Annotated in this window: 20 protein-coding genes; 12 read left to right on the forward strand and 8 right to left on the reverse strand. The window is 66.9% G+C overall.

The window, feature by feature from the left end; translation table 11 throughout:
- Positions 1-221 precede the first annotated feature (221 nt).
- Positions 222-944 carry a haloacid dehalogenase type II gene (locus tag JYG37_RS17535; protein ID WP_089489251.1) on the forward strand — a complete coding sequence of 241 codons (723 nt, stop codon included), beginning with the start codon at positions 222-224 and terminating at the stop codon, positions 942-944.
- A gap of 109 nt (positions 945-1,053) precedes the next feature.
- Here the strand turns inward: JYG37_RS17535 and JYG37_RS17540 are convergent, their stop codons facing one another.
- From JYG37_RS17540 to JYG37_RS17550, 3 genes are all read right to left on the reverse strand, one after another.
- Positions 1,054-1,935, reverse strand: a complete 882-nt coding sequence (locus tag JYG37_RS17540) for an SIR2 family protein (RefSeq protein ID WP_213345662.1) — start codon at positions 1,933-1,935, stop codon at positions 1,054-1,056.
- Positions 1,932-2,945 (reverse strand): ParA family protein, encoded by a 1,014-nt coding sequence (locus JYG37_RS17545; RefSeq protein WP_213345663.1) that lies wholly within the window; start codon positions 2,943-2,945, stop codon positions 1,932-1,934. Before JYG37_RS17545 ends, JYG37_RS17540 begins: the two co-directional genes overlap by 4 nt.
- 270 nt (positions 2,946-3,215) lie before the next feature.
- A complete protein-coding gene (locus JYG37_RS17550) occupies positions 3,216-4,205 on the reverse strand; it encodes a LysR family transcriptional regulator (RefSeq protein ID WP_213345664.1) in 990 nt (329 codons plus the stop codon).
- 155 nt (positions 4,206-4,360) lie between these two features.
- Here JYG37_RS17550 and JYG37_RS17555 point away from each other — a divergent pair, with 155 nt between their 5' ends.
- The 3 genes from JYG37_RS17555 (at position 4,361) to mmsB (ending at position 8,232) form a co-directional block, all read left to right on the forward strand.
- Entirely contained in the window at positions 4,361-5,680 is a 1,320-nt protein-coding gene (locus tag JYG37_RS17555) for an MFS transporter (protein WP_089489248.1), read from the forward strand.
- Positions 5,681-5,791: 111 nt separating this feature from the next.
- Positions 5,792-7,318, forward strand: coding sequence for a CoA-acylating methylmalonate-semialdehyde dehydrogenase (locus tag JYG37_RS17560; protein WP_213345665.1), 1,527 nt, complete (start codon positions 5,792-5,794; stop codon positions 7,316-7,318).
- Positions 7,319-7,341: 23 nt separating this feature from the next.
- Positions 7,342-8,232 carry a 3-hydroxyisobutyrate dehydrogenase gene (gene mmsB / locus JYG37_RS17565; protein WP_213345666.1) on the forward strand — a complete coding sequence of 297 codons (891 nt, stop codon included), beginning with the start codon at positions 7,342-7,344 and terminating at the stop codon, positions 8,230-8,232.
- 115 nt (positions 8,233-8,347) lie between these two features.
- Here the strand turns inward: mmsB and JYG37_RS17570 are convergent, their stop codons facing one another.
- Positions 8,348-8,680 (reverse strand): hypothetical protein, encoded by a 333-nt coding sequence (locus JYG37_RS17570; RefSeq protein ID WP_050013746.1) that lies wholly within the window; start codon positions 8,678-8,680, stop codon positions 8,348-8,350.
- Between the two features lie 509 nt (positions 8,681-9,189).
- Between JYG37_RS17570 and JYG37_RS17575 the strand changes: the two genes are divergently transcribed.
- The gene (locus JYG37_RS17575) at positions 9,190-9,951 is read left to right on the forward strand and encodes a DUF4397 domain-containing protein (RefSeq protein ID WP_050013745.1); all 762 of its coding nucleotides are present in this window, start codon (positions 9,190-9,192) and stop codon (positions 9,949-9,951) included.
- A gap of 108 nt (positions 9,952-10,059) precedes the next feature.
- Here the strand turns inward: JYG37_RS17575 and JYG37_RS17580 are convergent, their stop codons facing one another.
- Both JYG37_RS17580 and JYG37_RS17585 read right to left on the reverse strand, forming a co-directional pair.
- The gene (locus JYG37_RS17580) at positions 10,060-10,614 is read right to left on the reverse strand and encodes a DUF3005 domain-containing protein (RefSeq protein WP_213345667.1); all 555 of its coding nucleotides are present in this window, start codon (positions 10,612-10,614) and stop codon (positions 10,060-10,062) included.
- A gap of 200 nt (positions 10,615-10,814) precedes the next feature.
- The gene (locus JYG37_RS17585) at positions 10,815-11,063 is read right to left on the reverse strand and encodes a hypothetical protein (protein WP_175974961.1); all 249 of its coding nucleotides are present in this window, start codon (positions 11,061-11,063) and stop codon (positions 10,815-10,817) included.
- Positions 11,064-11,297: 234 nt separating this feature from the next.
- On the opposite strand from JYG37_RS17585, the gene JYG37_RS17590 reads away from it, so the two are divergent.
- The 3 genes from JYG37_RS17590 (at position 11,298) to JYG37_RS17600 (ending at position 14,846) form a co-directional block, all read left to right on the forward strand.
- Positions 11,298-12,848: an NCS1 family nucleobase:cation symporter-1 gene (locus JYG37_RS17590; RefSeq protein WP_213345668.1), complete on the forward strand. Its 1,551-nt coding sequence runs from the start codon at positions 11,298-11,300 to the stop codon at positions 12,846-12,848.
- Positions 12,849-12,871: 23 nt separating this feature from the next.
- The gene (locus JYG37_RS17595) at positions 12,872-13,600 is read left to right on the forward strand and encodes an aspartate/glutamate racemase family protein (protein ID WP_213345669.1); all 729 of its coding nucleotides are present in this window, start codon (positions 12,872-12,874) and stop codon (positions 13,598-13,600) included.
- A 61-nt stretch (positions 13,601-13,661) separates the two neighbouring features.
- Entirely contained in the window at positions 13,662-14,846 is a 1,185-nt protein-coding gene (locus JYG37_RS17600) for a LysR family transcriptional regulator (protein ID WP_213345670.1), read from the forward strand.
- Between the two features lie 36 nt (positions 14,847-14,882).
- Here the strand turns inward: JYG37_RS17600 and JYG37_RS17605 are convergent, their stop codons facing one another.
- Complete coding sequence (locus JYG37_RS17605) at positions 14,883-16,454, reverse strand: MFS transporter (protein ID WP_213345671.1); 1,572 nt, start codon at positions 16,452-16,454, stop codon at positions 14,883-14,885.
- 100 nt (positions 16,455-16,554) lie between these two features.
- Here JYG37_RS17605 and JYG37_RS17610 point away from each other — a divergent pair, with 100 nt between their 5' ends.
- Together JYG37_RS17610 and JYG37_RS17615 are read left to right on the forward strand one after the other, a co-directional pair.
- Positions 16,555-17,433 (forward strand): LysR family transcriptional regulator, encoded by an 879-nt coding sequence (locus JYG37_RS17610; RefSeq protein ID WP_213345672.1) that lies wholly within the window; start codon positions 16,555-16,557, stop codon positions 17,431-17,433.
- A 162-nt stretch (positions 17,434-17,595) separates the two neighbouring features.
- Positions 17,596-18,582: an ABC transporter substrate-binding protein gene (locus JYG37_RS17615; RefSeq protein WP_089489736.1), complete on the forward strand. Its 987-nt coding sequence runs from the start codon at positions 17,596-17,598 to the stop codon at positions 18,580-18,582.
- A gap of 22 nt (positions 18,583-18,604) precedes the next feature.
- Here JYG37_RS17615 and JYG37_RS17620 read toward each other — a convergent pair whose 3' ends face one another.
- Positions 18,605-18,979 (reverse strand): phage protein NinX family protein, encoded by a 375-nt coding sequence (locus JYG37_RS17620; RefSeq protein ID WP_124554069.1) that lies wholly within the window; start codon positions 18,977-18,979, stop codon positions 18,605-18,607.
- A gap of 218 nt (positions 18,980-19,197) precedes the next feature.
- Here JYG37_RS17620 and JYG37_RS17625 point away from each other — a divergent pair, with 218 nt between their 5' ends.
- Together JYG37_RS17625 and JYG37_RS17630 are read left to right on the forward strand one after the other, a co-directional pair.
- Positions 19,198-20,265, forward strand: a complete 1,068-nt coding sequence (locus JYG37_RS17625; RefSeq protein ID WP_050017354.1) for an ABC transporter substrate-binding protein — start codon at positions 19,198-19,200, stop codon at positions 20,263-20,265.
- A gap of 13 nt (positions 20,266-20,278) precedes the next feature.
- Positions 20,279-21,121: an ABC transporter permease gene (locus JYG37_RS17630; RefSeq protein WP_050017353.1), complete on the forward strand. Its 843-nt coding sequence runs from the start codon at positions 20,279-20,281 to the stop codon at positions 21,119-21,121.
- Positions 21,122-21,137 lie beyond the last annotated feature (16 nt).

Below are 21,137 nucleotides of genomic sequence, written 5' to 3' on the forward strand. Positions count from 1 at the left end.
TCGATCCTTCCGGATGTGCTGACCGGCCGGGCGCGCGCGACGGCAGGCGCTGTCAGGCCGGCACCGTGTGCTTGTCCTGCTTCCGACTCCGGCGGGGGCCCGCATCGCGGCCTCCCCCGCCGCGTTTTCGTATCCGTGATTCAATGTCGATCGAACCGGCGCCGCGCCATCCGGCGGCACGGCGATTCGTACCCTCATCGATCGACCTTCACTGGATCCCCATGACGAACCCTGCCGAAATCAAGGCGCTCGTTTTCGATGTCTTCGGAACGATCGTCGACTGGAGAAGCGGTGTCGCACGCGGCGCCGCCGCATTCCTGGACCGCCACGCGCCGACGCTCGACCCGTTCGCGTTCGCCGATGCGTGGCGCGACGAATATTCGCCGTCGATGGAAGAAATCCGCAGCGGACGCCGCCGTTACGTGCGGCTCGACGTGCTGCATCGCGAGAACCTCGTCCGTACGCTCGACCGTTTCGGGATCGTCGACATGCCCGATGCCGACATCGACGCACTCAATCTCGCGTGGCACCGGCTCGATCCGTGGCCCGACGCCGTCGCCGGGCTGCACCGGCTGAAGCGCCGTTACATCATCGCGCCGCTGTCGAACGGCAACATCCGGCTGATGGTCGACGTCGCGAAGCACGGCGGGCTGCCGTGGGACGCGATTCTCGGCGCCGAGGTGGCCCGCGCGTACAAGCCGTCGCCGGCCGTCTATACCGAAGCGGTCGAGATTCTCGGCCTCGCGCCGGCCGAGCTGTGCCTGGTGGCCGCGCACAACGGCGATCTGGCGGCCGCGCGCCGGCTCGGGCTGTCGACCGCGTTCGTGCTGCGGCCGACCGAGCACGGGCCCGGCCAGACGACCGACCTGCAAGCCGACGATGCGTGGGATTTCGACGTCAGGGACCTGAACGAACTCGCGGATCGGCTGGGTTGCCCGGGTTGACGGCACGCCACCGAGCCACATAATGCGCGCGAATGGTGGCTGCGACGTCACTATCGCTGCCACTACATACCCGACTCCACCGACCATCCTCACTACAACACGCCTCCCATTACCACGCTTGGCTCTTACTTAGTGAAATACGCTCCAATTCAACCAGCGAATTTAATCGCGCCAGTTCCGCAGTAAGAAATCCGTGATCCTTCGTATAAGTGTATTCGATGAAATTAATTTTCAATGATTCCGCCAAAACATCCTTCACTTGCGGACAATAATTTTTCTCTGCCGTTACAAAATAATGACTTTGACCATACGGATGTCGATACCGGTAATTTTCAAGAAGCGACCGAATATCCGGATCATTAATCCCACACCCAACAAACATGAACGTATGCGTTCGAAGAAGCGCGTCCATCAACTCATAGAACTGACTATGCTGATTACGAGCCTTTGCATAGTCTGTCCGAGTAAAAATGAGATTATTTGGCGATGAAATTGAACCATGGCTCTTAATCAACACACGTTCGTGCCGCCTCAACGAATCGGCTATATCATTCTCATTGTACACCTTGACAGTTATTGCACCCGCCCCTCGCTCCGCGGCAGCCGTTTCATAAATACTATCGAAATTTGGAGTAATTGAAATACGAAGATCAAGATTAAAAAGAAATTTATGAATTGGAGCCGCCTTAAAGTCTGGCGTATGAAAATGCAATTTCACCAAATTTGCAAATTTCTCAACCTTTACTTCATTCCTAATCACCTCTGCCGCAGTCAAATAGTCATAATCCGAAATTAGCTTCTTGACCTCTTTAACAATTTTCTTGTTTGGGGAGCCTAATTCCCTCGTGGCCTCCACAAGAAAATCACTCCAACTCGGCGGGCGCACCCCCCCCTTCCCGGTTGAATTCATCGAGACCCCGGCCCCAAAAAAAAGAACGCACCGGCGGCACGCAATGGCGTGTACGAGTTCTGGCGGCCAAATAGATTTCATTTAATAGATCCGATATTCGTCGCTAAATTACCAGCGATTTCAGAAATTACAGCCTCAAATTGCTTAACCTTATCAAAATGCGCCCCAACGACACCGTCAGCGGACTTGAGTGAGAAAATCGGCTTGGTCGAAGTTTGCGCCATGGGAACCAAACTACTGAAATACGGTATTTCCCCAAGCTTATAATTCAACTTCTTACCTCCATTTATTTTATCGATCAGGCTCTTTTTTATCTCCGGATCTATTCTTTTAATAATTTTTTCATAAGCATCCACTGGCTGCTTCTTTCCCGCGACCGTTTTCGCAGTATATTGTTGAGTCACATACCCCAAGAATTTTATAGCCGTTAAATTTGGAGTCCCCGCATCATCGAACTCAAAATCTACCCCATTATCCTCTTTGTAACTCGCCAATCCGCGATCAAGCCCCTTACTCCAGCTAGTAATAGCAACTTCGATATTCTGCAAACCGCGAAGACTAAAAATATCCGAAGACATTGGCAAGATAAAGTAGTCGCACGAAAGCAAAACCGTCCGATTTATTGCCCCAAGCGACGGCCCAATATCGAAGAAAACATAGTCATATTTTTTTGACTCAGCCCACACCAGCAAAGCACGAAAGAGAAAAGTCGTCTTGAGCCCGCGCTCCTGACCACTTGTCGCATCCACCCAGTCTTTCGCCAGAAAATCCTCCGCCAACGAAAATCGCGGGTCGCCAGGCACAACATCAACACCGAAACTTTCGCTTCTTTTTATAGGAATATCCGAATACCCCTTCGATTTTTTCAGCGACGTAACAAGTTGATTTATGGTGTCCCCATCCTTCGATGAAGAATAAAGATCATCCAACGCCTTCTCTTTAAACATATAAGCGGTAGCATTGCATTGTGGATCAGCATCAACCACCAAAACTTTCTTTTTTAACTTAATAGAGAAATATGCCGCAAGGTTACACAGCAAGGTCGTCTTTCCGACACCACCTTTATTGTTAAAAACACAGAATGCCTTCATTAGCAATCATCCTCAAGAAATTGACTCATCGCCACAGTGTATCGCACCGAAGATAAAACGTGAATTTTAAAGTGCCATATTTTCAAAATCGCCCCATTCCATCAGACTGCAACCTTATAGGTGCGAATACCCCGCACAGTCAACGATAACGTGCGATCCACCTCAATCGATCCCTCTCGTTTTTCCGAATAAATCAATTCGCAACGCGAGACCTGCGCGCCCCGGAGTCAGGGCGGAGGGGTATGTCGATAGTGACAGTATTAGCCTCTATCACGTTCGACGCTCGTGGGCGGACGGCATCAGCTCGCTCGCTTCGATAAAACGCAGCGTGCCCGACTCCCCCGACAACAGCGCGCGGTTCGCGTCCGCCGCCGCGCGCAGGTAATCCCACAGCGCGGTCACGCGCCGCAGCTTGCGCAGATCCTCGCGGCACGTCAGCCAGAAACACCGCGTGACGACCACGTCGTTCGGCAGCACGGGCACCAGCGCCGGCTGCGTGGCCGCGATGAAGCACGGCAGGATCGCGAGGCCGCCGCCCTGTAGCGCCGCGAAAACCTGCGCGATCACGCTCGTCGTGCGCAACCCGGCCGTAGCACCAGGCACCGCGCGGTCCAGGTACAGCAGTTCGTTGCTGAACGCGAGATCGTCGACGTAGCTGATGAATGCGTGCTGCGCGAGATCGTCCGTGCAGGTAATCGGCGCGTGATTCCCCAGATAGTCGCGCGTCGCATAGAGCCGCAACTGGTAGTCGCACAGCTTCGTGACCACGTAGGGCCCGCGCTCGGGCCGCTCGAGCGTGATCGCGAGATCGGCCTCGCGCTTCGGCAGGCTGACGAAGTGCGGCACCGGCAGCAGGTCGACCGTCACGTGCGGATGCGCGGCGCGAAACTGCGCGAGCTGCGGCGCGAGGAAAAAACAGCCGAACCCTTCGGTCGACCCGATCCGCACGTGACCCGACAGCGCCTCCCCCGTGTTCGCGACCTGGTCGCACGCGGACTGCACGGTCGTCTCCATCGCATCCGCATACGCGACGAGCCGCTGCCCTTCGGCCGTCAGCGTGAAGCCGCCGGAGCGCGACTTGTCGAACAGCAGCGTGCCCATCGCGGCTTCGAGCGCGCGGATGCGCCGCGCGACGGTCGTATAGTCGACGCCGAGCCGCTTCGCCGCGCCGCTCGCGCGCTGCGTGCGCGCGACTTCGAGGAAAAAGCGCAGGTCGTCCCAGTTCAGGTTGCCGGAAACCGGCTCGGTGGCATGTCGCATCGGCGAGGAAAAAGGAGGGGTCTCCGGGCCGGCCGTCGATATGCATAAATGCACATCCAACCGGTTTCTTTATCGGTACATCATGAATCTGCGCATAACTATACTCGACCGTGACCTGCGGACCATGAGCCGCGGGCAATAAAACCGGAGACACCATGCAGACCCGATCCACCCTCGATGAGCATGCGACCATCGCGACGCCGGCGCCCGAGCGCACCGCGAAGCATTACCTGCTGGCCGGCTGGGCCAGCATGGCCGGCACCACGATCGAGTGGTACGACTTCTTCCTGTACGGCACGGCCGCCGCGCTCGTGTTCAACCGCATCTTCTTCCCGTCGCTGGACCCGGTCGTCGGCACGCTCGCCGCGTTCGGCACGTTCGCGGTCGGCTTCATCGGGCGGCCGATGGGCGGCATCGTGTTCGGCCACTTCGGCGACCGCATCGGCCGCAAGTCGATGCTGATGATCACGCTGCTGCTGATGGGCGTGCCGAGCATGATCATCGGGCTGATCCCGTCGTACGACAGCATCGGCTACTGGGCCGCCGCGCTGTTGATCGCGATGCGCTTCCTGCAGGGGATGGCGGTGGGCGGCGAATGGGGCGGCGCGGTGCTGATGGCCGTCGAGCACGCGCCGAAAGGCCGCAAGGGGCTGTTCGGCAGCCTGCCGCAGACGGGTGTCGGGCTCGGCCTGATCCTGTCGTCGGTCGCGATGGCCGCGGTGGCCGCGCTGCCGGAAGCCGACATGCTGTCGTGGGGCTGGCGCGTGCCGTTCCTCGCGAGCATCGCGCTCGTCGGCCTCGGCTGGTTCATCCGCGCAAAGGTGCCCGAATCGCCCGACTTCGAGAAGGTCCGCAAGCAGGGCAAGGCCGAGAAATCGCCGGTGACGGCCGCGCTGCGCCGCCATCCGCGCGAAGTGCTGACGATCGTCGGCGCACGCGCCGCCGAGAACACCTGGTTCTACATGGTCGTCACGTTCGCGCTCGCTTACGCGACGCAGCAGCTGCATCTGCCGAAGGCCGAGATGCTGCACGCGATCACGGCCGGCGCCGCGCTGTCGCTCGTCACGATGCCGCTGTGCGGGCATCTGAGCGACCGCATCGGCCAGCGCCGGATGTTCGCGATCGGCCTCGTGCTGATGTGCGCGTTCGCCGCGCCGTTCTTCATGATGCTCGGCACGCAGCAGACGTCGTATGCATGGTGGGCGATCGTGCTCGGCCTCGGCGTCGTGTTCCCGATCCTCTATGCGCCGGAATCGCTGCTGTTCGCGCAGCAATTCCCGGCGGAAATCCGCTACAGCGGCATCTCGCTGTCGGTGCAGTTGGCCGGCGTGATCGGCGGCGGCTTCGCACCGATGATCGCGACGTCGCTGCTGAAGGCCGGCGGCGGCCAGCCGCACTACGTGATCGCGTACCTCGTCGGCTTCGGCGTGTTCGCGCTCGTGTGTACCGCGTTGATGCGGCCGGCGCGCGCGTAGCGCCGCACCCGCATTCCATCGATTTCAGTTCGACCTGCCGTCCACCGTGGCCGCACGCGCGGCGGACGCAGGCACCCTTTTGCTTCGCACCACCGTTTCCCGGAGAGTTCCATGAACGCCGCAGTTCCCCAGACCACCCTCGCCCTGCCCACCGCCAAGCTGCTGATCGACGGCGCGTTCGTCGACTCGCAAAGCGCCGAATGGGGCGACATCGTCAACCCCGCGACGCAGGAAGTCATTGGCCGCGTGCCGTACGCGACGCTCGACGAGGTCGATGCCGCGATCGCGTCCGCGCAGCGCGCGTTCCAGACCTGGAAGACGACGCCGATCGGCGCGCGGCTGCGCATCATGCTGAAGTTCCAGGATCTCGTGCGCCGCAATCTCGAACGGATCGCGCACACGCTGACGGCCGAGCAAGGCAAGACGCTGCCCGACGCGCAGGGCGACATCTTCCGCGGCCTCGAAGTGGTCGAGCACGCGTGCTCGATCGGCACGCTGCAGCAAGGCGAATTCGCGGAGAACGTCGCGGGCGGCGTCGATACCTACACGCTGCGCCAGCCGATCGGCGTCTGCGCGGGCATCACGCCGTTCAATTTCCCCGGGATGATTCCGCTGTGGATGTTCCCGATGGCGATCGTCTGCGGCAACACGTTCGTGCTGAAGCCGTCGGAGCAGGACCCACTGTCGACGATGCAGCTCGTCGAACTCGCGATCGAAGCCGGCGTGCCGCAAGGCGTGCTGAACGTCGTGCACGGCGGCAAGACGGCGGTCGACCGCCTGTGCACGCACCCGGACATCAAGGCGATCTCGTTCGTCGGCTCGACGCGCGTCGGCACGCACGTGTACAACCTCGGCAGCCAGCACGGCAAGCGCGTGCAGTCGATGATGGGCGCGAAGAACCACGCGGTCGTGCTGCCCGATGCGCACCGCGAGCAGTCGATCAACGCGCTCGTCGGCGCGGGCTTCGGCGCGGCCGGCCAGCGCTGCATGGCGACCTCCGTCGTCGTGCTGGTCGGCAGCGCGCGCGACTGGCTGCCCGATCTCGTCGAAAAGGCGAAGGCGCTGAAGGTCAACGCCGGCGCCGAAGCCGGCACCGACGTCGGCCCGGTCGTGTCGAAGGCGGCGAAGGAACGCATCCTGTCGCTGATCGACGCCGGCGTGAAGGAAGGCGCGACGCTGCTGCTCGACGGCCGCGACGTGAAGGTGCCCGGCTACGAGCACGGCAACTTCGTCGGCCCGACGATCTTCTCGGGCGTGACGACCGACATGTCGATCTACACGGAAGAAATCTTCGGGCCGGTGGTGGTCGTGATGGAAGCCGACACGCTCGACGACGCGATCGCGCTCGTCAACCGCAATCCGATGGGCAACGGCGTGGGCCTGTTCACGCAGAGCGGCGCGGCCGCGCGCAAGTTCCAGAGCGAGATCGACGTCGGGCAGGTCGGCATCAACATTCCGATTCCGGTGCCGGTGCCGTACTTCAGCTTCACCGGTTCGCGCGGCTCGAAGCTCGGCGATCTCGGCCCGTACGGCAAGCAGGTCGTGCAGTTCTACACGCAGACGAAGACGGTCACCGCGCGCTGGTTCGACGACGACGCGACGGCCGGCGGCGTGAACACGACGATCGCGCTGCGCTGATGCCCGGCACGAGGAGCCTGCACATGGAAATCGCCTTCATCGGACTCGGCAACATGGGCGGCCCGATGGCCGCCAACCTGCTCAAGGCCGGCCACGCGCTGACGGTGTTCGACCTCGACGCGCACGCGGTCGACGCCGCGGTGCGCGCCGGCGCGACCGCGGCGGCGTCGCCGCGTGACGCCGCCGCGCGCGGCTCGTTGATCATCACGATGCTGCCGGCCGCGCAGCACGTGCGCGTCGTCTACCTCGGCGACGACGGCGTGCTGGCCGGCGCACGCGCCGGCGCGACGCTGATCGACTGCAGCACGATCGATCCCGGCACCGTGCGCGCGGTGGCCGACGCCGCCGCGCAGCGCGACTTTCCGCTCGCCGATGCGCCCGTGTCGGGCGGCACCGGCGGCGCGCAGGCCGGCACGCTGACCTTCATGGTCGGCGCGGACGCCGCGCTGTTCGAGCGCATCCGCCCCGTGCTGCTCGACATGGGCAAGAACGTCGTGCACTGCGGCGGCACCGGCACCGGGCAGATCGCGAAGATCTGCAACAACCTGCTGCTCGGCATCTCGATGATGGGCGTCGCGGAAGCGATGGCGCTGGGCGCGGCGCTCGGCATCGAGCCTCCGGTACTGGCGGGCATCATCAACACGTCGACGGGCCGCTGCTGGAGTTCGGACGCGTACAACCCGTATCCGGGCGTGAGCGACACGGCGCCGGCCGCGCGCGGCTATGCGGGCGGCTTCGCGGCGAACCTGATGCTGAAGGATCTCGGCCTCGCGGCCGAAGCCGCGCGCGGCGCCCATCAGCCGGTCTGGATGGGCGCGCTCGCGCAGCAGCTGTATCAGTCGATGAGCCAGCAGGGGCTCGGCACGCTCGACTTCTCCGCGTGCGTGAAGCTGTACGAGGCGCAGCCGGCCTGACCCGCCCGGCCGACGCCGGACGTGCGCCGACCCGCGATGTGCCCGTAGGGCATCGCGGGTCGGTTTGCATGCGGGGGAAGGAAAACGCGGGCGGCGCGATCATGCCGCCGATCGGTCAACCGCGCGGGTTCGACGCCGTCTCGAAGGTCGGATGGCACTCGAACGCGAGTTCCGAGCGCGCGTCGACACGGCGGCCGGCGGTCAGCGATTCCTGCTTCATGCTCGCGCGCATCCCGCGCTGCGAGCAGTAGTTGGTGGCTTCGCTGACGGCCTTCTGATGGGCGTCGGCCCACGTCGTCGACACGCCGACCGTGCGCGTCGTCACGGTGAAGACGTTCGGGTTCGACGTCGCGGTCACGTCGGAAGCAGTCGAACACGCGGCGAGCAAGCATGCAGTCGCCGCAATGGTCAACCATCGCAGGGTTCGAAAAGAGACTGGAATGGACATGGAGGGCAAGCGCACGCCGGCCGGCGTGCATTAAGCAACATAGGCGACAGTATGCCTGCTCGATCGCCGGAGATCATGCCCCTTTCGGTGAACACATTGTTTCGAATGGTTAAACGATGGTCGAACCTGGCAAGATTTACAGCCGTCGCCGGCCATCATTTTCGTCCGACAGGTCATTTCGTCCGGCGCGACGGTCGACGCACGCCCGCCTGCCGGATTCTCGCGCACGCTCCCGCGAACGTGCGGCACGCCGGCTGGCCCCCGCGCGTGGCGCGCGGATGTGCTTTTTACAACCGCGTCGATCGCGCAGCCCGCTCCCCCCACGCCCCGCGTCGGGCACCCCGCCGTCGTTCGCCGGCTTTTTCTCCGCACAGGCACGTCGCTTGCGTCATCTCCGCGCCCGCCATCCGGCGGACAGCCATCTTCCTTCCAACCGGCGCTGCGCCCCGCGCGATCCTTTGCGCGGCGGTCCCGCATCGCAAGGCAGGTTTCCTGAACGAGAGGACGACATGAAATCAATACGAACGATAGTGGCCCTGTGCTCGGTCATTTCCGTGCTCACAGCGTGCGGCGGCGGCGACGACGCCGGGACCGTACTCGGCATCTCGAAGCCGCAGGCGCGCTTCATCAACGCGGTGCCGGCCGGCCCGAACCTCGACTACTACCTGAACGCGAAGGTCGACCAGTCGGGCGTCGCATACAAGGGCGTGACGCGCTATCACGACATCGACTCGGGCACGCAGACCGCGAGCTACGACGTGTCGGGCACGACCGCGACCGTCGCATCCCAATCGTTCAGCGCCGCGAACGGGCACCACTACACGACGATCGCGCTGCCGAGCACCACGTCGCTGATCTCCGTCATCGACGATCCGTACGCGAAGGGCCTGCTGTCGGACAAGGCGCGCGTGCGCGGCTTCAACGCATCGCCGAACGCGCAGAACGTGGACGTGTACGTCGTGCCGCCCGGCACCGACATCACGACGCAGAGCCCGACGCTGGCAGGCGCGGCCTACCAGAATGCCGTGCCGGCCTCGACGCAGGATTCGGTCTACCTGAACGGCGGCACCTACCAGGTGATCGTCACGACGGCCGGCAGCAAGTCGCCGATCCTCAAGACCGCGCCGGTCAGCATCGCCAACAACGCGGACTGGCTGCTCCTGACGATTCCGTCCGGCGGCATCGGCGACGTGACGCCGAACGACATTCACGTGCTCGTCGCGCAGGGCAACGACGCCGATACGTCCGCGCAGGAGCTGGGGCCGCAATAACGCAGCCACTCACGCGGCAGCGGGCCGAAAACGACACACGGCGGCCGGTGCGATTGCATCGGCCGCGGTGTGTCGCATACCGGTATCGAGCGTCGATATCGCTGCCCGCTATCGGTCGTCGGTCCGTTCGAGGCAGATCACGTGCTCGGCGCGCGTCCCGTCGCCGTGCTCGACATCGACGTCGCCGACATGGCGCACGCGCCAGCCCGGGCGCGTCGCGATCTGCGGCATGTTGCCGGACGGCCGGCTCTCGATTCCGCCGAGCCCTTCGTCGGGCGTATCGACCGCTTCGTCGAGCGACGCGTTCGAATAGATCACGTTGTCCTGCAGTTCCGACGCGCCGGTGCGCGCCTCCATGCCCTTGCCGTCGACGTCGACCGTGTTGTCGGTCATCGCCATGTTCGCGTTGTCGAGCGTGACGATCCGGCCGGCGGCCCGGCGCACCGGATCGCCGCTGTCGACCGCGTGCGCGTCGACGTCGATCTCCGGCAGGCCGGTCGGCATTTTCCCGGCAACGGCCTCCGGCGTCAGCGGACGCTGCGCCGTCTGGGCGGCCTGGGTCGCCGCGTCCGGCATGTCGCCGGCCGCCGGCGTCTTCACCGGGCTCTTCGCAATCTCTTCCCGCTGCTTTTCCGGGGTAGGGTTCGATTCCGCGTTCTGCATCGCACCTCCTTGCCCGGCCGGCGGACGTCGGCGTCACGCCGTCGTCGCCGCGCCGGAATTCGCTACAACGGTCCTTGCAAATCTTTCATGCGCACCGCTCCGCGCGTACGCCGTTCGGCGCACGCGCCGACGGACACGGCGCTCGGTGGGCGAACCGGCGGCACGCTGGCGCGCCGCCCGCCCAATCCCCCGAATGCCGGTCAACCGCCGCCGCTCGCGCCGGCCGGGGCGGAAGCCGCGCCCGGCAGGGTCGTGCCGGCCGCGCCGCTGCTCGGCATGCCCGACGGTGCGGTGGAAGGCGCGGCCGACATGCCGCTCGCTGCGCTCGAATCCGAACTGGCTGCGCCGTTGTCGCCCTTCTTCTGGCAACCCGCGCCTGCCGCCAGGCCCGCGATCAGGATGCCGGCGAAGACGGCTCGCGATACGTGACGAATGGAATATCGCTGCATGACACCTCCGCTGATGTCGATGTGGATGGAACCCGCTGACTCGCAATATGCGTGCCGTCGCCCGTCTCCGCGGCCGCGCGCCATTGCATTCATTTTTCAAATGACGCCCAGCCGAATATTTAATTTCCCATCGCGGTAGCCGCCGCCCATACTCGCGAACAAATCCGAGACATAACGTCCACCGGGGCCCGGCCCGCGCTGCGTACGACATGCGGCCGGTGTCGCGCCCCGCACATGGAAGGAGACAACGGCGTGCAACTGGAAGCCATCCACCGCGCGGGCATCGGGCCCGGCGCGGACGACGCATCGCATCGAACCGATTCGGCCGCGCACGACCCCGCGCTGAGCCCGCGGCTGCACAACGCCGACCTCGCGCCCACCAAGGCCGAGGGCCGCACGTGGGGCCGCTACAGCATCTTCGCGCTATGGACCAACGACGTGCACAACATCGCGAACTACTCGTTCGCGATCGGGCTGTTCGCGCTCGGCCTGTCGGGGTGGCAGATGCTTGCGTCGCTCGCGATCGGCGCGGTGCTCGTGTACGCCTTCATGAACCTCACCGGCTACATGGGCCAGAAGACCGGCGTGCCGTTCCCGGTGATCAGCCGGATGAGCTTCGGCATCTACGGCGCGCTGCTGCCCGCGATGATCCGCGCGGTGATCGCGATCGCATGGTTCGGTATCCAGACCTATCTCGCGTCGGTCGTGCTGCGCGTGCTGCTCACCGCGATCTGGCCGGGCCTCGCCGCGTTCGACCGGAATGCGATCTTCGGGCTGTCGACGCTCGGCTGGTTCACGTTCGTCGCGATCTGGCTCGTTCAGATCGGCATCCTCACGTACGGGATGGAGATGGTCCGCAAGTACGAGGGACTCGCCGGCCCGGTGATCCTCGTCACGACGCTGTCGCTCGCCGCGTGGATGTTCAGCCGCACCGGCGGCCAGCTAGCGATGTCGATCGGCAAGCCGATGACCGGCGTGAAGATGTGGACGGAAATCTTCGCGGGCGGCTCGCTGTGGCTCGCGATCTACGGCACGCTGGTGCTCAACTTCTGCGATTTCGCCCGTTCGTCGCCGAGCGCGAAAACGGTGCGCGTCGGCAACTTCTGGGGCCTGCCGGTCAACATCCTCGTGTTCGCGACGATCAGCTTCGTGCTGGCCGGCGCGCAGTTCAAGCTGAACGGCCACATCATCCACAGCCCGACGGAAATCATCGCGACGGTGCCGAACAAGCTGTGCCTCGTGCTCGGCTGCCTCGCGTTCCTGATCGTGACGGTCGCGGTGAACATCATGGCGAACTTCGTCGCGCCGGCCTTCGTGCTGACGAGCCTGGCGCCGCACCGCCTGTCGTTCCGCCGCGCGGGCCTGATCAGCGCGACGATCGCCGTGCTGATCCTGCCGTGGAACCTGTACAACAGCCCGATCGTGATCGTCTATTTCCTGTCCGGCCTCGGCGCGCTGCTCGGCCCGCTGTACGGGATCATCACGGTCGACTACTGGCTCGTGCGCAAGCAGCGCGTGAACGTGCCCGACCTCTATACCGAAGCGCCGACCGGCGCCTACTTCTACACGCGCGGCGTGAACCGCAAGGCGCTCGCGGCGCTCGTGCCGTCCGCGCTGATCTCGATCGCGCTCGCCGTCGTGCCGGCCTTCAGCGCGATGACGCCGTTCTCGTGGCTGCTCGGCGCGGCGATCGCGGGCAGCGTGTACTGGCTGACGGCCGATCGCAAACGGCACTACGAAGCGCGCTCGGGCGAACACATCGCGGTCGCCTGCACGCAACACTGACACACACGCATACGGAGTCACCCATGAGAATCCTGGTAGTCAACGTCAACACGACCGAGTCGATCACCGACGCGATCGCCGCGCAGGCACAAGCCGCCGCGTCGCCGGGCACGGAGATCGTCGGGCTCACGCCGCGCTTCGGCGCGGAGTCGATCGAAGGCAACTTCGAGAGCTACCTCGCGGCGATCGCCGTGATGGATCGCGTGCTGAACTACGACGAACCGTACGACGCGGTGATCCAGGCCGGCTACGGCGAACATGGCCGCGAAGGGCTGCAGGAACTGCTGACGGTGCCCGTCGTCGACATCACCGAAGCGGCCGCGAGCGTCGCGATGCTGCTCGGCCATCGCTACTCGGTCGTCACGACGCTCGACCGCACGGTGCCGCTGATCGAGGATCGCCTGAAGCTCGCCGGGCTCGATGCGCGCTGCGCGTCGGTGCGCGCGAGCGGCCTCGCGGTGCTGGAGCTCGAGGAGGACCCGGCCCGCGCGATCGAATCGATCGTCGTCGAAGCGCAGCGCGCGGTGAAGGACGATCGCGCGGAAGTGATCTGCCTCGGCTGCGGCGGGATGGCCGGCCTCGACCGGCAGATCGAGGAATGCACGGGCGTGCCGGTCGTCGACGGCGTGTCGGCCGCGGTCGCGCTCGCCGAGTCGCTGGTGCGCCTGAAGCTGAAGACGTCGAAGGTCCGCACGTACGCGCCGCCGCGCCCGAAGCGGATCGTCGGCTGGCCGGGCACCTTCGCGAAATGACGGGCCGCCGGCCGGCCGCCGTGCGGCGCGCTCAGCCTGTCTCGCCGGCACGCGTATCGGCATGCGGCGCCCGCTAGACTCAACCGCCCCGCCCCGCGACGCGGGCGACGCCGCGGGCGCGCTCGACGTGCTCGATGCGCGGCTGATGCGCATCCTGCTCGTGCTGCTGACCGAGCGTACCGTGTCGCGTGCGGCCGTGCGCCTGAACATGTCGCAGCCGGCGACGAGCGCCGCGCTCAAGCGGCTGCGCACGCTGCTCGGCGATCCGCTGCTGGTGCGCAGCCGCTACGGGATGGTGCCGACCGAGTTCGGCGCGCGACTGATCGAGCCGCTGCGCAACGCGCTGCGCGTGATCGACTTCATCCGCGTCCAGCAGCCGATGTTCGACGCGCGCACGTCGGTGCGCACCTACCGGATCGGCTGCCCCGACTATCTGAACGTGCTGTTCGTGCCGAAGCTCGTCGCGCTGTTTCGCGAGCGTGCGCCGAACGCACAACTGGTGTTTCATCCGCTCGGCGACGGGTTCGACGACGAGCGCGCGCTGGCCGACGGCGAACTCGACGTCGTGATCGACAACCGGCCCGCACGCCGGTCGCGCTTCCGGCAGGACGACCTGTTCGACGACCGCGTCGTGTGCCTGATGCGCGCGACGCATCCGCTCGCGCGGCACGGCGCGATGACGGCCGCCGGGTTCGCGGCGGCGCCGCAGCTGTGCCCGACGCCGTCGTGGCTCGAAGCGTCCGGCGCGATCGACCGGCAGCTCGAACGCGTCGGCCTGCAGCGGCACATCGTCGTCACGCTGCCGCATTTCGAACTCGCCGCGCATGCGCTGGTGCGCAGCGACCTGATCCTCACCACCACGTACCGGCTCGCGCGGCACTACGCGAAGCTGCTGCCGCTCGCCGCGGTCGCGCTGCCGGCCGAGCCGCCGGACATCGCGTACCGGATGACGTGGAACGAATCGGGCGCGTGCGCGGAAGGCGGTCGATGGCTGCGCGGGCTGATCGCGGAAGCGACGCGTGCATGGCTCGACGCCGACGCGATGCTGCCGGCGGTCGCCGCGGTCGCCGCCGTTGCCGCTTCCGGGGTCGATGCACACGCGCCGGAACCCGCGCCGGCCGTCACCGATCCGCCCGGGCTCGCCCAGCGCGCGCGCCGCAGACCGGGCACGCATTGTCATGCGTCGCCTCCGGCGCGCGTCGCACAGGCCGCACGCATTCATCGCATCGCGACGAAGCCGCACTGATCGGCCCGAGCGTCCACGGCAGGATCGCGCACGACGTCATGCGCGTCCGCGCATCGGTTGCGCAAGCAACTTGTACGCAACGACGGCCGAACCGAGCGCGAGCACGCCGCTCACCGTCAACGCATCGGCGAACCCGTTCGCGAACGCGACGGGCGCGGCCTGCGCGAGCGCGCCGGCGGCCGACGGCGGCACGTGGCCGAGCGCCTGCGCGAGATCGCCGGCCAGCAGGCTCGACATGAACGATGCATCGGCGAACGCGCGCAGGCCGGGCGTCGCGGACAGCAGGTCGTCGAGCCGCGCATGCGTACTCGCCGCCAGCACCGCGCCGAGCACGCCGACGGCCGTCACGATCGCCGAGAAGCGCGTCGTCGTGCTGATGCCCGACGCCATGCCCGTGCGATCCGGCGGCACGCACGCCATGATCGCCTTCTGCGTGTCGCCGTTCATGATGCCCGCGCCGCATCCCGTCACGAACATGCCGAGCGCGACGAGCCGGTAGTCGCCGCTGGCCGTCAGCGCCGCGGTCGCAAGATTGCCCGCGCCGATCAGCGCGAGCCCGCCTGCCAGCACGCCGCCGGACGACACGCGCGCGGCGAGCGCCGCACCGAGCGACGGGCCGGCGATCATCGCGAACGCGAACGGCAGCATCCCGAGCCCGGCATCGATCGCCGACATCCCGAACGCGTTTTGCAGGTACAGCGGCAGGAACGTCATCATCACCTGCGCGCACGCCGCATAACCGAACATCGCGAGCACCGCGCCGACGAAGCGCGGCTGACGAAACAGCGCGAGATCGATCATCGGCCGCGCCTGCCAGCGCTCCGCGCCGACGAATGCCGCCAGCAGCGCGGCCGCGAGCGCGAGCCGGCCCAGCGTCGCGGCCGACAGCCAGCCGTGCGACGGCGCGCCGATCAGCGCCGCGATCGCGCAGGCGAGCGCCGCGCCGAACAGCAGGCTGCCGGCCGCGTCCACGCGTTTCGCCTGCGGATCGTTCGATTCGTCGATCGCGACGCGCGCGCCGGCCGCCAGCAGCAGGCAGACCGGCAGGTTCAGCAGGAACACCCAGCGCCAGCCGATCCATTGCGTGATCGCCCCGCCGACGAGCGGCGCGATCGCCGTCGCGATCCCCATGCACATCCCCCAGATCGCCCACGCACGCGCCCGCTCGCGTCCGTCCGGGAAACGGTTCGCGATCACCGCGAGCGCGGCGGTCAGCAGCAGCGCGGCGCCGCCGCCCTTCACCGCGCGCGCGGCGATCAGCCAGCCGGCCGACGGCGCGATGCCGCAGCCGAGCGACGCGACGAAGAAGAGCGCGAGCCCCGCGAAAAGCATCCGCCGGCGCCCGAAGCGGTCGGCGAGCCCGCCGGCCGGCAGCAGGCACGCGGCGAATGCGGTCATGTACGCGCTCACGACCCATTCGATATCGGCGAAGCTCGCGTGAAAGCCGCGCGCGATGCTCGGCAGCGAGACGGCCACGACGTTCGTGTCGAGCACGATCAGCGCGCAGGTCGCGGACGCGACGGCGAGCGTCGCGGCGGCAGGCAGGCGGCCGCCGGTGCGCAGGGCAGCCGCCGCGCTCGCGCGCGACGCCGGTGAAGACTGGGACATCGGCCACTCCGGAACAGGATGAACGAGCCGTATGCTAGGCTTGCCCGCTATTGCCTGTCATTGACACTTCAATACCGTTTCATTGACGAAAATTGCAACGATGAGCCAACTCGAATTCCGTCACGTGCGCGCCTTCCTGAGCGTCGCGCAACATCTGCACTTCGCGCGCGCGGCCGACGCGCTCGACATGGCGCCGCCCGCGCTCACGCGGCAGATCCAGGAAGCGGAGCGCGTGCTCGGCGTGCGGCTGTTTCACCGGTCGCGCCGCACGGTCACGCTGAGCGCGGCCGGCGAAGCCTATCTCGCGGAAGCGCGCGCCGCGTTCGACCATCTGCAGCGCGGCAGCGAACTCGCCGCACTGGCCGAACGCGGCGAACTCGGCCGGATCGAGATCGGCTATGTGTCGTCGGCCGTCTATTCGGGCACGCTGCAGCGCACGGTCGGCGCGTTCCGCACCACGCACCCGCGCATCGAGCTGAACCTGCGCGAAGTGCCGATGGACGACGTCGCGAACCAGCTCGACGCGGGCCGCCTCGACCTCGCGTACGTGCGCCCGCCGTTGCCGCTGCCCGGCGGCCTGCGGATCGTCACGCTGCAGCGCGACGTGTTCGTCGCCGCCGTGCCGGCCGATTCGCGCCATGCGGCAATGGCGGCCGTGCGCGCGGCGGACCTCGCCGACGCGCGCTTCGCGGTGCCCGAACAGGAGCTCGGCACGCTCGAAATCGCGCGCCGCGGCCGCTTCGCGCCGGTCGTGGCCGCGCGGCCGGGCGGCCTGCTGGCGGTGCTCGCGTGCGTGTCGGTGAACGGCTGCGTCGCGGTGATTCCCGATGCGCTCGCCGCTTGCGTGTCGCTGCCTGGCGTCGTGTACCGGCCGATCGCCGGCAAGCCGATCATGTCGGCGCTCGCACTTGCGCACCGGCGGTTCGAAAAGGCGCCTGCGGTGCGGGCATTCCTGCGGACGATCCGGCCGGCCGCGTAACGCTTGCGCGCACGCGCCAGCGCGTCGGGTCCGCGTTGGCGAAGCGACCGTCGCCGCGCGAATATGCATTCCACGATTCGATGTTTGTCGGCCGGAAACCGATTCCGTAACCTGCCCGGCAGCCGCGCCGCCCGCGCGCGGATCACCGAGGACACGCCGCCGATGACCCACTCCTTCGCCACCGCGCGCCGCCGCACACTACAGCGCCTTGCCGCCCTCGCCGCCGCGCCGCTCGCGGGCGGCCTCGCGCTGCCCGCCCGCGCGGCCGGCGACGACCTGTCGGGCGTCACGCTCGTCCTCGGCGACCAGGCCGGCGGCCTGCGGGCGCTGGCCGAAGCCGCACGCGTGCTCGACGGCGCGCCGTACCGGTTCCGCTGGGCCAACTTCCAGGGCGCCGCGCCGCTGTTCGAAGCGCAGCGTGCGGGCGCGATCGACCTCGCACCGGCCGGCGACCTGCCGGTCCTGACGGCCGCGCTCGGCGATCCGTCGTTGCGGATCGTCGCGACGCGCGTCGGCTCGCCGACGTCGCTCGGCATCGTCGTGCAGCCCGACTCGCCGGTTCGCACGGTGGCCGACCTGAAAGGGCACACCGTCGTCGTGTCGTCGGCGCGCGGCAGCATCTCGCAATACCAGTTGTACGGCGCGCTGCGCGAACACGGGCTCGCGCCGCGCGACGTCGACGTGCGCTTCGTGCTGCCGGTCGACGCGTTCGCCGCGTTCGAGGCGAAGCGGATCGGCATCTGGGCCACGTTCGATCCGTACTACGGGCATGCGGTGCGACGCGGCGCGCGCATCGTCCGCGACGGCAGCGGCATCAATTCGGGGCTCGCGTTCCTCACGTCGCCGGTCGACACGCTCGACGATCGCGGCAAGCGCGCGGCGCTGGCGGACGTGCTCGCACGGCTCGCCCGGGCGGGCCAATGGGCGCTCGCGCACCCGGCCGACTACGCGAGCGTCTATGCGTCGCTCACGCGCCTGCCGCCCGACGCGGCCACCGATATCGCGCGCCGGGCCGCGCTCGCGCAACGCAGCCTCAGCGACGCCGACATCGCCGTGCTGCAGCGCGTCGCCGATCGCGCGGCGGCGGACGCGATCCTGCCGCGCCGCGTCGACGTCGCGTCGATCGCCGTCCGGCAGGTGTCCGCCTGAGCGACGCGGCGCGAGGACGTGCTCAGCGCGGCCGCGCCATATCGAGATCCGGCACGTCGTCGCCGAACGTCGACGCGACGAGCGTGCGCATCGCGGCGATCAGCAGCGTCGGCCCCGACTGGTTGAACGTGCAGCGCTCGCCCGCGGCCGGCACGGCGCGGTGCAGCACGGCATGCCACGCGCCCCGCCCGCCGTCGCGCTCGAACGCGGCGAACGGCAGCCGCTCGACGATCGGGCCGCCGTCCGCCCACGACGACGACGGCGCGAACGACGTCGGGACGCCGCCCGGTTCGCGGATCACCGTGCATCGCGACGTGTCGATGCGCGGGGCGACGAGGTCTTCCGCCATCGCCACCCAGTAATCGAGCGTCGCGCCTGCCAGGTCCTGCACTTGCATGACCGTCTCCGTATGACCGTTGTCTTGAACGACGTCCTGGCCGTTGTCCATGCAGCCGCAAGGACGGCTCGCCTACGTGACAGGGTTTCGTCCCCTGTCGCGCTGCGATAAGCATAGTTCAAATCGTTTCTTGTCCGCCCCGGACACGTCATCGAGAATGATTCGACGGACCGACACCCGGCACCGCCGCCCCAAACGTACTCCTGACCGATCGATTCATGCTCCCACTGCGCCTGCTGCGATCGCTGCTGATCGCGTCCCTTATTGCGTTGCCGGCCGCCGCCGCGCACGCGGACAAACCCGCCACCATCCGCATCGGCGTCGCCCAGCAAGGCGCCGGCGATCCGCCGACGTTCGGCGGATCGAGCGCCGCCACCGTGCAGTTGCAGCAGCTCGTCGAAAAGGAATTCGCCGCCGACGGCATCAAGGTGGAATGGCTGTTCTTCAAGGGTGCGGGCCCGGCCGTCAACGAGGCGATCGCGAACAAGGCGCTCGACTTCGCGTACCAGGGCGACCTGCCGGCCGTACTCGCACGCTCGAACGGGATCAAGACGCGCCTGCTGCTCGCCGCGAGCGTACGCTCGGGCATCAAGATCGCGGTGCCGCCCGACTCCGCGATCCGCTCGATCAAGGACCTGAAGGACCGCCGCGTGTCGATCTTCCGCGGCACCAACCTGCAGCTCGTCGCCGACAACGCGCTCGCGAAGAACGGCCTCGGCGAACGCGACCTGCGCGTGATCAACCTCGACGCCGCCAGCTCGCTCGCCGCGCTCGCGTCGAAAGGCATCGATGCGTCGGTCGGCGACTACGCGCTCTACAAGCTGCGCGACGCGGGCCTCGCGAAGATCATCTACGAGTCGCAGAACGACGGCCCGCAACTGACGCGCCAGACCCACCTGCTGGTGCTCGACGATTTCGACCGCGCGCACCCGGATATCGTGCAGCGCGTCGTCACCGCGTTCGTGAAGGGCGCGCAATGGTCGTCGGACGAGGCGAACCGCGATGCGCTGTTCAAGCTGTGGGCGAAAAGCGGCGTGCCGTATTCGTCGTGGCAGGCCGACTATGCGAACCAGCGCCTGAAGGACCGCCTGTCCCCGCTGATCGATCCGTTCGTCGTCGCGCGCTACAAGGCCGTGGCTCAAGATGCGCTGAACCTGAAGCTGATCCGCCAGCCGGTCGACGTCGACGGCTGGTTCGAGCCGAAGTATCTCGACAATGCGTTGCGCACGTTGAAGCTCGAACACTACTGGCCGCGCTACGACGCCGCCGGCAAGCCCCTTTCCTGACCGGACCATCCCGATGAGCGACACCGCGTTTTCCGTCACGACGACCGAACCGCACACGCTCGCCGTGCCGCCGCGCCGCGCGGTCGTGCTGAAACGGCTCGCGTGGCAGCTCGCCCCGTGGGTGCTGCCCGCGCTGCTGTTCGCGCTGTGGAGCGTCGGCAGCGCGCGCGGCTGGATCGCGCCGCAAATCCTGCCGCCGCCCGAACGGGTGGTCGACACGCTGGCCGAGCTCGCGTCGAGCGGCGATCTCGTGCGCCACACGCTGATCAGCCTGCAGCGCGTGCTTGTCGGCTTCGCGGCCGGCACGCTGCTCGGTGTAGCGATCGGCGTCGCGCTCGGGCTGTCGCGCACGCTGGAAGCCTACGTGCTGCCGAGCTTCAACGCGCTCGTGCAGATTCCGGTGCTCGGCTGGCTGCCGTTCCTGCTGCTGCTCGTCGGCGTCGGCGAGCCGCTGAAGTACCTGCTGATCGCGCATGCGGCGCTCGTCCCGGTCACGCTGAGTACGTTGCAGGGGTTTCGCCAGGCGCCGCCCGCCCTCGACGAAGTCGCGCGCGGGTTCGGCTACACGCGCCGGCAACGGATCGTCCACGTCGTGCTGCCAGCCGCGATCCCGACGCTCGCGACCGGCGTGCGGCTCGCGTTCACGAAGTCGTGGCTCGCGCTCGTCGTGGTCGAACTCGTCGCGTCGTCCGAAGGGCTCGGCTACCTGATCGTGTACGGGCGGCAACTGTTCCAGCTCGATCTCGTGATGGCGGCCGTCGTCGTGGTCGGCGCGGTCGGCCTGCTGATCAACCGGGCGCTCGACGCGCTCGAAGCGCGCCTGCGCCGCGGCGTGCCGTCCGCGTTTCGCGGCTGAACCGCCCTCGAAGGAG

This window comes from Burkholderia sp. LAS2 (genome assembly GCF_018417615.1).
GTDB lineage: Bacteria > Pseudomonadota > Gammaproteobacteria > Burkholderiales > Burkholderiaceae > Burkholderia > Burkholderia sola.

Bases quoted from the DNA above. Each gene is read 5' to 3' on its own strand.
- JYG37_RS17535 (WP_089489251.1), top strand. From the start codon at position 222: ATGACGAACCCTGCCGAAATCAAGGCGCTCGTTTTCGATGTCTTCGGA.
- JYG37_RS17540 (WP_213345662.1), bottom strand. From the start codon at position 1,935: ATGAAATCTATTTGGCCGCCAGAACTCGTACACGCCATTGCGTGCCGC.
- JYG37_RS17545 (WP_213345663.1), bottom strand. From the start codon at position 2,945: ATGAAGGCATTCTGTGTTTTTAACAATAAAGGTGGTGTCGGAAAGACG.
- JYG37_RS17550 (WP_213345664.1), bottom strand. From the start codon at position 4,205: ATGCGACATGCCACCGAGCCGGTTTCCGGCAACCTGAACTGGGACGAC.
- JYG37_RS17555 (WP_089489248.1), top strand. From the start codon at position 4,361: ATGCAGACCCGATCCACCCTCGATGAGCATGCGACCATCGCGACGCCG.
- JYG37_RS17560 (WP_213345665.1), top strand. From the start codon at position 5,792: ATGAACGCCGCAGTTCCCCAGACCACCCTCGCCCTGCCCACCGCCAAG.
- mmsB (WP_213345666.1), top strand. From the start codon at position 7,342: ATGGAAATCGCCTTCATCGGACTCGGCAACATGGGCGGCCCGATGGCC.
- JYG37_RS17570 (WP_050013746.1), bottom strand. From the start codon at position 8,680: ATGTCCATTCCAGTCTCTTTTCGAACCCTGCGATGGTTGACCATTGCG.
- JYG37_RS17575 (WP_050013745.1), top strand. From the start codon at position 9,190: ATGAAATCAATACGAACGATAGTGGCCCTGTGCTCGGTCATTTCCGTG.
- JYG37_RS17580 (WP_213345667.1), bottom strand. From the start codon at position 10,614: ATGCAGAACGCGGAATCGAACCCTACCCCGGAAAAGCAGCGGGAAGAG.
- JYG37_RS17585 (WP_175974961.1), bottom strand. From the start codon at position 11,063: ATGCAGCGATATTCCATTCGTCACGTATCGCGAGCCGTCTTCGCCGGC.
- JYG37_RS17590 (WP_213345668.1), top strand. From the start codon at position 11,298: ATGGAAGGAGACAACGGCGTGCAACTGGAAGCCATCCACCGCGCGGGC.
- JYG37_RS17595 (WP_213345669.1), top strand. From the start codon at position 12,872: ATGAGAATCCTGGTAGTCAACGTCAACACGACCGAGTCGATCACCGAC.
- JYG37_RS17600 (WP_213345670.1), top strand. From the start codon at position 13,662: ATGCGGCGCCCGCTAGACTCAACCGCCCCGCCCCGCGACGCGGGCGAC.
- JYG37_RS17605 (WP_213345671.1), bottom strand. From the start codon at position 16,454: ATGTCCCAGTCTTCACCGGCGTCGCGCGCGAGCGCGGCGGCTGCCCTG.
- JYG37_RS17610 (WP_213345672.1), top strand. From the start codon at position 16,555: ATGAGCCAACTCGAATTCCGTCACGTGCGCGCCTTCCTGAGCGTCGCG.
- JYG37_RS17615 (WP_089489736.1), top strand. From the start codon at position 17,596: ATGACCCACTCCTTCGCCACCGCGCGCCGCCGCACACTACAGCGCCTT.
- JYG37_RS17620 (WP_124554069.1), bottom strand. From the start codon at position 18,979: ATGCAAGTGCAGGACCTGGCAGGCGCGACGCTCGATTACTGGGTGGCG.
- JYG37_RS17625 (WP_050017354.1), top strand. From the start codon at position 19,198: ATGCTCCCACTGCGCCTGCTGCGATCGCTGCTGATCGCGTCCCTTATT.
- JYG37_RS17630 (WP_050017353.1), top strand. From the start codon at position 20,279: ATGAGCGACACCGCGTTTTCCGTCACGACGACCGAACCGCACACGCTC.